Source organism: Rhodoblastus acidophilus, from assembly GCF_900187365.1.
GTDB lineage: Bacteria > Pseudomonadota > Alphaproteobacteria > Rhizobiales > Beijerinckiaceae > Rhodoblastus > Rhodoblastus acidophilus.
Map to the genome: position 1 here is coordinate 218,690 of NZ_FYDG01000004.1, position 13,019 is coordinate 231,708.

Below are 13,019 nucleotides of genomic sequence, written 5' to 3' on the forward strand. Positions count from 1 at the left end.
ATGGACCAGAATACACCAGATCCAGATCGAATACGCACGATCATGCGCGACCTGCGCATGAAATACATCAAATCACCGCGCGACGAAAAGCTGCAGGAAATATTTCAGTGGCTGGTCGGGCGCGGCAGCCTTCGCCAGATGCCCAATCAAATAGCCAACGGCGCGAGACTCGCGGAGGGACGCGCCGTGGCGGTGTCCGGCTACAGCGGCGAAGGGAAAACAACGGCGATCGGACGCATATTTGCCAACAACCCGAACCTGCCGGACTTCGGACAGCCGTCCTGCAAGGTCGTCTGCGTCACCACCCCAGCGCCCTGCACGCTCAAGACGCTTGGGCGCGCCATCCTGCGAGCGCTGGGATATCCGCTCAACGCGGACAGAAAGGAACATGAAATCTGGGAGATGGTCCACGCCCGACTGGCGCAGATGGGAACGCAGATCATCTTCATAGACGAGCTTCAAAACGTGACGTCCATCGCCAAGAAGGACGAGGCGACACGCATCAGAGACACGCTGAAATCGCTGATGAACTCGCCGGAACATCCGGTCTGCCTGATGTTCTCGGGCTTGCCGGAAATCGAACGGTTTCTCACGGAAGACGAACAGGTCGCACGGCGCACGCGCTTCGTGAAATTCGAAACCATCAACGAATCCAATGCGGCAGTCATCAAGGCCATCATCAAGAGCTACACGAACGTTGCAGCTCTGGCCGTCACCTTCGGCGACAAGCTCGCAGAGCGGCTCATCCACGCCTCCAACGGAAGGTTCGGCGTCATCATCGAGATGACGCTCGAGGCGATCGAAATTGCCCTCGAGGCCGGCGCAACGGAACTGACGCGCGAGCACTTCGCCACCGCCTATGTATGGCGGACAGGAAATGCCGCGCCAGCGAACCCCTTCGTCGCTGACAACTGGCGAGCGATCAATTCCCGCCGTGTGCACCTCAGAGATGTGTTTGACGGCCACGAGGATCAGGAAGCGCAAGCCACCAAGAAAACTTCCAGAAGAAGAAGATGAGACAATGCAACAGCTTTGCCCAACACTGACGCCCGGAATCGACGAAACACCAATAAGCTTCGCGTCGCGCTTGGCGCACCTTCACAATATCCACCATCTGCGCCGCTTCTGCACAGACCTCGGCCTGCCCTTTCAGGGCATCGCCGACGGCGACCCCGTCGCCATAGGAATGCTCGCAAGGGTTTCTGGAGCCGACGAACAGCAGCTTCAGGCCAACGCCTTCGTGCGCGACGGTACGGATTACCGCATCCGCGGCCAAAAGCTGATCAAATCCACCTGCGCGCTGACCCACATCCGGATCTGCCCGCTATGTGCGGCGGAAGACATCAGGACTTTCGGTCTGGCGCCCGAGATCGCCATCTACGACCGCCTGCAATGGAAAATCACGTCGATCCGCACCTGCGTGAACCATAGCGTCGCGTTGGAACACCTCGGCGTGGAGGACAAGACCAACTCCGTGCACCATTTCGCCGGCGCCATAGCATCTCGGCTCCCCCAGATCAGCGCGCTCGAACCGATCGCCCGCGACGCATCCGGGCTCGAACATTACCTGGTCGGACGCCTCAACGGCCTGGCCAGCGCCATACCCTTCCTGGACAGCATGGAGTTCCACGCCGCGGCAAAAACCTGTGAGATGATCGGCGCCATCGCGACCAGCGGACGACATGTGGCCGTGAGCAGCTTCTCGGAAGACGACTGGCGAAGCGCGGGCCAGGCAGGATTTGAAATCGCCAAGGGCGGAGAAGATTCCATCCGCGCCTTCCTGCAGGAATTGCAGCGCACCTTCACGCCGAGAGCTGGCGTCGCCCATGACGGACCCCAGGGCGTATACGACCAACTGTACAAATGGGCGGAGTTTTCAGCCCAAAGCAGCGACTTCGACGCCTTCCGCGCAATTTTCCACCAGCACATTGTCAGAACCATGCCGATCAGCGCTGGCGAAACCCTGCTGGGCAGGATCGTGGAAGAACGCCAGGTGCATTCAATCAGGACGGCGGCGAAGAAATTTCAGGTCCACCCCAAGCGCCTGAGAAAGATCCTCGCCATCAAGGGGCTGATCCCAGCAAACCACGAAGGGCTTCACGACAACCACCTCATGATGGACGCCGAAGCAGTCCAGAAGCTCTACGATGACGGCGTGCTCACCGGACTGACACGAAAGGACACGGAGGACTATATCGGCGCTGGACGTGTCCAGACAAAGGTCATGGTCGACGCCGGCATCCTCGTTCCGGCGATTGCGACCAGCGACATAGGCGACCAGGGCGGATGGAGCTCATTCCCGACCAGGACTCTCGACGCCTTCCTCGCGCGGCTGATGCAAGACGCCGTGCCTGTGGCAACCGCAGGCGAAGAACAATTCGACATTCCAGCGGCGGCGAAACGCGCCAACTGCTCAGCCGCCGAAATCGTCCGCATGATCCTGGACAGGAAGCTGAACTGGGTGGGCAGACTGACGACGAAGGACAAATATATGTCCGTCCTCGTCGACCTGCAGGAAGTCAAGGCGAAGACGCAAAACCTGCAGCCCCTCGACGGCCTCACGGCGCAACAGGTTCAGCAGGCGCTGAAGACGACACACGCAGTCGTACGCGCGCTGATCGACGAGGGAATTCTGCGACAGGAGAAACACATCCATCCAGTCAACCGCTGCCCAGTCATGATTACGCCCCACGCCGAATTCAAATCATTTCAGGAGACCTACGTATCGCTGACTGAATTGGCAAAAAAAGCAGACACCCACCCACTGACATTGAAAAAGCTCTTGTATGAAATGGATATTGACCCAGCGATCGACCCAAAAAGGGTTCACGCGACCTTCTATGAAAGAAGCAAAGTACAGGAGCATGAGTGAAACGCGATATCGTGTTCGCGGCGCTCGCCGCAGCAACTGGCATAAATCTCGCCGAGGCGGTGAGCATCAGCGTAAAGGCAACCACCCTCTGGAAAGCGCCTCACCGCGGACGTGGACAAATCATGCGGTCAAATTTTATCCGCGTCATTTTCAATCGACGAAATTATTTTTATTGACATAAAACAACTGATGCGGAACACTTTTTTATACCAAAACATAAGCGATCAGAAACGCAATGAAACAATACAAACAATTCGCCGCAATAGCCGTTATGAGCTACCTCGCAATTAATCCCGCAAGATCAGAGACACTCGCAATCGGACCTACAAAATGCTTTTCTTCAATAGAGGAATTGCTCAATGCGGAAATCAATAAGAATGGCGTAAAGATAAATAACTTTAATATGGAACGAGGGAACTCGCTGTTTTCGCGAAATATGAAATCTTTCCACTTTTCTGCGTCTGGCGTAAATCGTACAGACAAGGATGTCCATTTAGACATTCAATTAGTTGGTTATCGCCAAAACAACGATTTCGCATTCATTATTGTTGCAAAACCAATGATGAGCATACTCAGTGCTGGAAAAAACGAAGAGATATCTGGAGATTCATTCGAAGGCAACAACCCAGTAACGGAATTGTCGAAGGTGTGCATACGGGTGATTGGCGATTTCTAATATCACATAATTTTCTCTCAACACTATCAAAATCAATAAATGTTCAACAAGCGATAACAAAGGAAAAAACAATGACTCAATATCAAATCTCTGTGCCTCTAAAAAGCGTCGGAACAGCATACCTTTTATGGTTGTTTTTCGGGTTTTTAGGAGCCCACAAATTCTATTTAAACAGGCCAGGATGGGGAATAATATATATTTTTACGTTCGGCTTTTTCTTAATCGGACTGATACTCGACTTGTTCACAATGTCATATCATGTGCGCATTGCCTCAGGAGGGCTGTTTAGAAATCAATATTCACTTTTCAAAATAAGCGCCCGATTTCCCCTGGTTAAGGAATCTGCCAAATGAAAATGCCGATCTATCTCTCATGCTTGGTTTTAGCAGCAGTAACATCTTTCTGGTCTACACATGTCTATGCCGAACAATAACACCGCATTGCGAATAAACCATATGTAATTGGAAGCTGGGCTGTACTAACACGAACAGACCCAATCACCGATGATAAATCCGTCGCAGTACAAACACCGCTCAACGCGAATGCAGGCCCATACTTAAGAATAGACTGTGAGCATGAAAAGCCATACTTAACATTTGGCATACCAGGCATAACGTGGAACCCAAACGAATTACTAACTGTTTCACTAAGGATCGACCATGGGAATGTTATAACGTCCAAATACGTAACCATAGGAACGCTTGGGCGAATAGCTGCAAATCTTTCTAGAGAAACATATGAAAAAATACAAAATGCAAAATTAATATCAGCATTTATTGAACGTGACGATGGGTATAATTGGACTTTAGAACTGCCAGTAATGCAAACGCAAGAAGCAATGAAGCCGATGCTAGAGGCTTGCCCCATAAGTTCAGCGGTATCAATCAAAGATATAATCAAAAACCAAAATCAACCACCGCAAAATGGGACTGGCTCAATCCAGTCTAAATGATATTAACGACTAACAATTTCAGCGGGAAGGAACAGGATCCGCGCGAACTACTCTCAAAACGCAAACATTTCAAAAAGCAGCGAAGACAGAATAACCAGTCGAATGTATAATGTACGACCATCGCGATCCTGATTTACACTATTGTACCAAGCGGTACCGCCATGACGCTGACGCTGCGTCACTTATCTCAAGCGGAGCCGCTGAAGGGCGCAGCGACTGAATCCAATGAGCTAGACTAAAGCGCGCCAACGACAAAGATCCACCAGCGCGAGCCCCACATGAACGAGTGAATCGCCTGCGCAGGAAATTTTAGCCTCATTGCCCCAGGAAAACATACCTAATTGTGAACTTTTTCGCTTCAGCTCGGCTTGAAACGCGCTATCATTTTTTGCGCCTCAGCCGCGCCAAGGCTTGATTCAAAAGACATAATTGCGAGGTAAAACAATGTATTCCAGGGGATCGGAGTGGCGCGAATGGGATTTGCACATTCATACACCCGCATCATTCCACTGGAATGGTGAGCATTTTGGAGCCGACGCTGCCCGGAACGCTCAGTTGGTCGACGAGATGATTGGCGCGCTGAACGATGCGCGGCCAATTGCATTTTCGATAATGGATTATTGGAACTTCGAAGGATGGTTCGCCCTACAAAGGCGTCGGCGGGAGCAAGGTTCTCCAGAGCTAACAAAGACCGTCTTTCCTGGAATAGAGCTACGACTCGCCGCGCCTATTGAAGGGCGCCTCAATGCGCACGTTCTCTTCTCAGACAAGATTAGCGACCAGCATCTAAAGGATTTCCTATCGCGTTTAAAGTTAGAGCTGACCAACCAGCCACTTTCCCGTGACGCGCTTATAGGATATGCGCGGCAAGTCGGAGACGATATATTAGCTACACATGGTTTTGACAAAAGCACAATCATCGGAAACGAGGCCGAAGCATACAAAGCTGGGTGCACCATTGCCGAGATAAACGTTGATTCCTACAAGGAGGCAATCCGCCTCGTGCCCGACTCGCAGGCAGTCGGTTTCATGCCCTTCTCGACCAATGACGGGCTTCAATCCGTCAAGTGGTCAAGGCACTACGCATACGTACTCGGGCTATTCCAATGTTCGCCAATCTTCGAAACCCGAAAGCCTGAGCAATGGGCGGCCTTCGCGGGCATAGAGACGCAAGAGAACAAAGCCTGGTTCGCCAATTTTCAGGCCGCCCTCAAGGGAATTCCACGACTGGCGGTTTCGGGTAGCGACGCGCACTGTTTCCGAGGAAATGGCACCAATGACAAACGCGGCTATGGCGATTTTCCGTCGGGGAAGCGCACATGGATCAAGGCCGACCCAACCTGGAAGGGCTTGCTGCAAGCGCTCAAGGAACCTGCGAAGCGTTCATACATCGGGGAGCAGCCGCCAAAGCTGGACCGCATCAAGCAGAACAAAACTTTTTATATCGACTGCGTAAGCGTTCGGAAAGCTGACAACAGCACGATTCAAGATGCATGGCTTGATGGAGTAAAAATCCCACTTAATCCAGACTTGGTTGCAATCATTGGAAACAAGGGAAGCGGAAAGAGCGCCCTCGCAGATATCATCGCATTGCTCGGAAACTCACAGCAGAGCATTCACTTCTCCTTTTTGAAGAAGGATCGTTTCCGCGGGAAGGCCGGAGAGCCAGCCAGACAGTTCATAGGTGAGCTATCATGGCTCGCCGGTGATCCCAGCACCATGCCTCTAGCAGATGACCCATCGGTAGACCGGGTCGAACTTGTGCGATACATCCCGCAAGGTCGTTTCGAGGCCCTGTGCAACGATCATGTGTCAGGAAAAACCGACCGGTTTGAAAAGGAACTCCGAGGCGTCATCTTTTCACACGTACCTGCCAGCATCCGCTTGGACGCACTTGATTTCGATCAACTCATTGAAAAGCAAGAGAGTGTCTTCCGAGCTCGGATCAACGAGCTTCGAAAGTCGTTGCGGGCCCTCAACCAGCAGATCGTGGAAACAGAAGACCAACTTCACCCAAAGGTCAAAAAGAACATCGAAGAACTGATCAGACTAAAGATAGGCGAATACGAAGGGCAAAAGGCGTTAGAGCCTACTGCGGTTAATCCACCTGCGGAAGAGCTAAGCCCAGAACAAGCCGTGGCTAGTTCACGACTTGCAGAAATATCCGCACGACTGGAAGAGCTTGAGGTTGGATACAAGGCCACCAATCCGGCGCACCAGCTGATTAAAAAGAAACAAAGGTCTATCAGGAGCATCAATGATAGGCTTGCGTTGGTCGAAAGACAATTTAAAGAATTTACAAATGAGATCGCCAACGACCTGAGCATTATTGGCGTTAACACGAGCGATTTAATCACGCTTTCAATAAACCGAACGCTACTTAATAGCCATCAAGAAGCGCTCAGTTTGGAAGACGAAACTATATCTAAAACCGTTAAGGATATTGGCGAAGAGCAATTCAAGTTGATCGAGGAGCGAAAGTGTCTCGCGGAAAAGTTGAACGAACCACAGAAGCAATATCAAGTTTATGTACAGGCAGTGAAAGAATGGAAAGCTGCCTTGGAGGCAATAGACGGTTCAGAAACTGAGCCGGATAGCCTTAGAGGTCTGCGGAGGCGCCTGACTCAGATAGACAAACTGGGAGACTTCCTTACAGACAAAAAGGCAGAAAGGCTGGAGATTACACGACAACTTTTCGGCGTTCTCGACGAACAGCGCAAAGCGCGCGAAGAGCTATTCGCGCCATTGCAGGAGTTGATTCAAACCAACTCCCTCATCCGCGATCATTATAAGCTCCAATTCCAATCTAAGCTTCTAGGCTCGCCAGAAACGGTCGCCTCACAGCTATTCAGTGGAATTAAACAACTTAGAGGTGAAATCCGCGGCGAAGATGAAAGCTTTGCAGCCGTGAGAACACGGTTTGAGAAATACCAGTTCGACTCTGCCGACGACTGCGTCGCTTTCGCATCTGAAATAGCCACACTCCTTGAGGAAAGCGCTGACGGGCAGAACCATATTCCCGGAATACGCACCATCATGCGCAAGGACAAAGAGCCGGCAGACGTATATAGCTACATCTTTGGCCTACAATATCTAGAACCAAAATACACATTGCTCTTCCAGGATACGCAAATTGAGCAGCTGTCACCTGGGCAGCGCGGTGCTTTGCTTCTGATTTTCTACCTGCTGGTCGACAAAGGACGCAATCCCATTGTGCTGGATCAGCCAGAAGAAAACCTCGACAACGAGACCGTCGTAAGCCTGCTGGTTCCGGTTCTGAACGAGGCAAAGAAAACACGCCAAATCATCATGGTGACCCACAATCCGAACCTCGCAGTCGTGTGCGACGCCGAACAAATCATCCATGCAACATTCGATCGGAAAAATGGCGCACGAATCTCATACCATTCCGGCTCAATCGAAAATCAGACAATAAACAAAGCTGTCGTTGATGTGCTTGAAGGAACCAAAATCGCCTTCGACAACAGAGGGCAGAAATATCACTGATAATCCAATGGCAAGCCATTGGGAGGTATTAAATGAAATGGTACTGGAACACACGAAAAGGCACTGTTTGGATTGTGCCAAGACAGGATTTGGGCAGCATAAGGTATCATGTTGTTTATGACGACGAGGCGCTCGGTAGTTACCACTCTCCTCAACAAGCCGCCGACGACGTCGCTGGCGGACACACGTTCGGACCCAGCAATGGAGTCGATCTCGGTTCGCTGGGAATATCCAACAACATCGCGGACTGGCAACACACGAACTGAGACTCAATCCAGCAGATCGCCCTGCTGGATTATTTTTTCAATTTAGGGAAAAACCAGATTCAAATTCAGGGAAAAACCGAGTCCGATCGGAATGGTTAAACCTCTGATTTATGATTGCGATGCAGGAAAAACCAAACTCAAAGCGACACCAATGTCTGTGGGCAGAACGATAATTCCTCCGCAATGGAAGCATATTCCCACGCAGACGGAATGAATATTCTGCTCACACAGTAAAAACAATGAATTAGGCGACATGCGAGCGAGGTGTTCCCCGCTCGCAGCAGCGGGCGGCTGGCAATGCCAGTCGCCCAAGTCGCAGAAGGAACAAAGTAAGATCGATTTGGCCGTCGCTCATGCAGCGATGGCAAAAGAAAACCGAGGCCGACAGAGTCGACCTCGGTTACCGCGGGAAGGCCAAAGGCCGCGCGGGGCGAAGAGGCGAACCTCTCCTGTATCGGCAAAATCAGGTTAGCGGGATTCGTGCCTCCGAGTCGATGAGCCTTTGGCATCATCACAGGAGAAATTTCAAAATGGCATGGCCACGCAACCTTTACACTGGACCGGGCGGTGGAGCCTACACCGGCCCGGGAGGAGGTCTGTACACTGGACCGGGTGGTGGAGCTTACACTGGACCGGGAGGCGGCATGTATACTGGTCCCGGCGGAGGAATGTACGCGGGGCCGGGTGGAGGAATTTACTCCGGCCCCGGCGGCGGCCTTTATACGGGTCCGGGCGGCGGTCTCTACACAGGTCCCGGCGGTGGCCTTTATACAGGACCGGGAGGAGGGCTTTATACTGGTCCCGGCGGCGGTATGTACAATGGACCGGGTGACTATAAAGCGAAGACCCCGCCATGGTATGTGTTGGTCGCCGTACTTCGCCAGAAAGGCATGCACAAATACGCCGACCTCATCGAGAAATATCTCAAAGGGCGGAAGGCATAAGGCCGAAGTAAAGGAAAGCGGAAATCGCTTCCGCTTGCGGCAAACCGGGTGGCTGGCAATGTCAGCCGCCCGAGTGAGCAGGAACAAAGAGGTGTTGAAGCGATCGCAACTTTTAGCGAAGATTTGGCGGCTGAGTTGGAGCTTCAACAAGGCGTCTGAGAGGTCTAACCCACGGGAATAGCGCCAGAAAACTCCACGTCAACACGGCCTGGATTTAGTTCTTGCCAAAGTTCATGCTGTGTTCTAAACTGAACAAATGCGAAACATGCAGCTCATAGGCGTCGAGCCGGAATCTGAGGCGACTTCGATCGCCCAGGCGGCTCCGTGCGCCCTTCCCGGAGTCTGCAAGACGACCTGATGTCGGGAGGGCGCCAGCGCGGTCCCCTCCCATGCAAAATCTCGCCAGCGATGTCGTGTTGGAACCTGCCGGATGCTCCGTTCGGCGGGTTTTTCGTGTCGTTTCAGCAACGCGGTCTTGGCAATTCAAGCGATTTTGGCGGCAGCTGAAAATTTTTTCGATTCCTCGCCAGACCAATAGAATCCGGACGCCGCGGTCACAGTCATGGTCAAGCTGGAGTTCCGATCGACTCGCATCTCGCCGCTGGCTGTTGCAACGTGAGCTTGTCAACAGCGAATCACCCCAGCCGCAACAGAGGCCGCCTTGAACTAGACCAGAAATGAAAAGGGACGTCCCGAACTTCGACCTTCGGAGCGTCCCCAATCTCTTCAAACCGCCCGCCGAATCCTACCAAGACAAAACGGGCGACTCTCTGCATCCCGGCTTCCGCCGAGTGGGATGATCTTGCTTGCGTCGACCCGAAAACGCAAGAACAAAGATCCTCCTCCTTGCGGCGCCGGTCAAACGGACCGACGCGAATGTCTCCTTTACCAAGCAGCGCCGACTTGGACGCCGACAACGGCGCCTTCCGGTCGCCCGCGCCGTCGAGCGCCTCGCGCCTGCCGCCGAAGCCGTCGGAGAACCAGCGATTTTCCGGGCGGGTCCGCTTTGTCGCCGGTCTCGATCCGCACGTCGTTCACTGCGAGTCCATCCTCGAATGGAAGGCGGCGCTCGTCTTGCTCGCCATGCCCGACGCCTTGGATATATTCGAGCAGCCGCCGGCGGTCGAATACGTCGACCAGCATGGCGAGATCCATCACCACACTTTCGATTTCATGCTGCATCTGCGCGACGGAACCCGGCTCGCCATCATGGTCAAGCCGGCGGAAATCGCCGCTCGGAAAGGAATTTACGATCTCGTCAAGCTGATCGCGCTTCAGGTTTCGATGGATTTCGCCGACGGCGTGCTGCTGATCACCGACGAGGACTGCGACCGGGATACGGTCCACGACGCCGTCCTGATCGACGACATGCGCCGCCACGACGACCCGGAGGCGGATGCCGCCGTTCGCGGCATCGTTGCGGACCTCGTCGGGGAGCCGACGATCCAATGCCTGGTTGACGCCACTGGCCTCGGCCCGCGCGCGTTCGGCGCCGTCGTGCGTCTGATCGGCGACGGCGTGCTTCAGGTGATGAACTCGCGGCGCATCCGCCACGGCGCCCGTGTGCGTCGGACCGGCGCCCCGTTCAGGGATTCGCCGCCATGAACGTGCATTCCCCCGGCGGCTCCGCGCCCGTTCGCATCTGGAAATTCGACAAGGACGACCTGATCGGCATCGGCAGGCATGACTTTTCCCTCGTCGAGTCGACGCCGGAAGGGCACGTTCTCGCGCGCCTCGACAACCCGTCGATCACGCAGAATGTCTCCCACGCCGACATCGAGCGCTGGCGCGGAACCACCGGATTCCGCCACGTCCCCAACCACTTCTCGGCGGAGAAGCAGAAGGCGCTCGCCAAGGGCGACATCTCCTATCTTTCCGACCTGCCCGCCAAGGTGCAGTCCACGATCCTGTGGAAGTGGGAGTTCTGTCGGCGCTTCCTCGAAATGGAGCAATTGAAGGCGGCAAGCCGCTCGGACGACGGTCTTGGCCGGGCCATCGACGCCATCCATGCGGTCGTGTCGAAGATGGACATCGGCAGGAAGATTGTGCCTGAGAAGAAGAACAGGCTGGGCATCGTCATGGCCGAGGCGACTGTCGTCGAGCGCAAGAAGCCTTGCGCCGCGACCGTGCGCGACTGGCTGATCAGGCTCGAAGGCTACGGCTTCGACCTGCGGGTTTTGCGCGACGGTCGCTACAGGAGCGGCAACAGGAACGGTCTCGACCCCGACGTCAAGGCGTTGCTCGACAACGCCATCAATGGCGTCTGCGGCGCGACCGACGAGCGCCGCGTTCCGGTCGCGAGAATCGTCGAAAATCTCGCCGTCGCGCTTAGGAAGGAGAACGCGAACAGGGCGTCTGACGACCAGCTGTCGCGCCCCTGCGACAAGACGATCTCGAACCACGCCAGAAAACTCCCACAGTTCCTGCGCTATGCGGGGCGGCACGGCATCGACGCCGCGAGGAAGCGCTATCCCGCGAACTCGTCGGGCATCGACGTCACGCGCCCGCTCCAGCGCGTCGAGATCGACGAGTGGCGCGTGCCCCTGCACGTTCTCCTGACGTGGACCGGCGCATGGAACGACCTGACCGACAAGAAAAAGAAGAAGTTGAAGCGGGTTCGCGTGTGGGTCTGCGTCGCCATTGACGTGGCGACCCGTTGCATTCTCGGCATGCGTCTCAGCGAGACCGTGGCTTCCACCAACTCCATGGCGGTGCTGGAGATGATGGTCGGCGACAAGACCGACATGGCGCTCGCCGTCGGCGCGAAGACGCCGTGGGACATGTTCGGGCGCCCGCACCAGATCGCCAGCGACTGGGGCGGATCGCTGGTCTCGCGGCGCGTCGTGGCTGCGATCATGGACCTTCAGGTCGCCTCGTTGCAGCCGCCGCGTGGCTGTCCGAGCCTGCGCGCACACATCGAGCGCGTCTTCAGGACTGTCGGAACGCAGCTGATTTCCCGCTTCACCGGGCAGACCTTCGCCAACGTTGTCGCCAAGGCCGGATACGACAGCGAGAAGCGCGCCAGCCTGACCGTTGCGGAACTTTGCCGCTGCCTCGTTCTGTACGTGGTCGACGTCTATCACAACCTGCCGCACGACGGGTTGGGCGGCGAGACGCCGCGCGAGGCTTGGCTGCGCCTGACCAAGAATTTTCCTATCGCGCCACCGCCCGACATGGACGCCGCACGCGCGATCTTCGGCGAGCATCTCGCCAAGCCGCTCGGCCCGAATGGCGTCGAGTTCGCCGGCATCCCCTACCAGTCGCCGGAATTGCAGCAGCTCTTCCGCGACAAGGGCAAGATCGACGTGGAGATGCGCGTCCACCTGAAGGACTTGCGCCGCGCCAGCGTGCTGATCGACGGCGCGTGGCGCCCGGCGCCATGCATAATCTTCGACGAGGACAGGCTGAAGCAGTCTCTGTCGCTCGGCCAATGGAAGGCCGTCGCCGGCAAGCTGAACCGGGAATATCCCGGCGGCAGGGGCTTGGACAACGACATCGTCCTCAACGCCATCAAGGAGATCCAGCGCGTCAGCGAGGACGCTGTCAGGCTCCGGGGAATCGGCTCCACCATCCCCAGCGAGAAGGCCATCGCTCGCGCCGAAAGGGACATCATGCTCGGCTTCACCATGCCGCCCGCCGACGCCGACTGGCCTGATCGCGAGCCCGTCGCACCGAAGGATTTCAGGTCGCGCGTCGTGCCGACCGGAAGCGGCGGTGCGCCTTCGCCTGCCGCGCCGAGTACCGGCGCCTCCAGCCGCACCATCAGGACCGAGAAGGACTAGCCATGCCCGACGACCAGAAC

9 protein-coding genes are annotated in these 13,019 nt (G+C 55.2%); all 9 read left to right on the forward strand.

The annotated features are described in order from the left end of the window. The 9 genes from CFB24_RS10990 (at position 1) to CFB24_RS11020 (ending at position 12,999) form a co-directional block, all read left to right on the forward strand. Complete coding sequence (locus CFB24_RS10990; protein ID WP_158255160.1) at positions 1 to 1,017, forward strand: TniB family NTP-binding protein; 1,017 nt, start codon at positions 1 to 3, stop codon at positions 1,015 to 1,017. Positions 1,018 to 1,021: 4 nt separating this feature from the next. Then, positions 1,022 to 2,872, forward strand: a complete 1,851-nt coding sequence (locus CFB24_RS10995) for a TniQ family protein (RefSeq protein ID WP_158255159.1) — start codon at positions 1,022 to 1,024, stop codon at positions 2,870 to 2,872. Further along, positions 2,869 to 3,048 carry a hypothetical protein gene (locus CFB24_RS22545; RefSeq protein ID WP_141098429.1) on the forward strand — a complete coding sequence of 60 codons (180 nt, stop codon included), beginning with the start codon at positions 2,869 to 2,871 and terminating at the stop codon, positions 3,046 to 3,048. Before CFB24_RS10995 ends, CFB24_RS22545 begins: the two co-directional genes overlap by 4 nt. Before the next feature lie 59 nt (positions 3,049 to 3,107). Further along, on the forward strand, positions 3,108 to 3,548 hold the full coding sequence (locus tag CFB24_RS22550) for a hypothetical protein (RefSeq protein WP_141098430.1): 441 nt from the start codon (positions 3,108 to 3,110) through the stop codon (positions 3,546 to 3,548). Between the two features lie 71 nt (positions 3,549 to 3,619). After that, complete coding sequence (locus CFB24_RS24080) at positions 3,620 to 3,901, forward strand: TM2 domain-containing protein (protein ID WP_088520656.1); 282 nt, start codon at positions 3,620 to 3,622, stop codon at positions 3,899 to 3,901. Between the two features lie 1,043 nt (positions 3,902 to 4,944). Continuing rightward, the gene (locus CFB24_RS11005; RefSeq protein WP_088520657.1) at positions 4,945 to 8,007 is read left to right on the forward strand and encodes a TrlF family AAA-like ATPase; all 3,063 of its coding nucleotides are present in this window, start codon (positions 4,945 to 4,947) and stop codon (positions 8,005 to 8,007) included. A 32-nt stretch (positions 8,008 to 8,039) separates the two neighbouring features. After that, positions 8,040 to 8,273, forward strand: coding sequence for a hypothetical protein (locus tag CFB24_RS22555; RefSeq protein ID WP_141098431.1), 234 nt, complete (start codon positions 8,040 to 8,042; stop codon positions 8,271 to 8,273). A 1,847-nt stretch (positions 8,274 to 10,120) separates the two neighbouring features. After that, positions 10,121 to 10,822 (forward strand): PDDEXK family nuclease, encoded by a 702-nt coding sequence (locus CFB24_RS11015; protein WP_088520658.1) that lies wholly within the window; start codon positions 10,121 to 10,123, stop codon positions 10,820 to 10,822. Next, on the forward strand, positions 10,819 to 12,999 hold the full coding sequence (locus CFB24_RS11020) for a DDE-type integrase/transposase/recombinase (RefSeq protein ID WP_088520659.1): 2,181 nt from the start codon (positions 10,819 to 10,821) through the stop codon (positions 12,997 to 12,999). Before CFB24_RS11015 ends, CFB24_RS11020 begins: the two co-directional genes overlap by 4 nt. Positions 13,000 to 13,019: the final 20 nt, after the last annotated feature.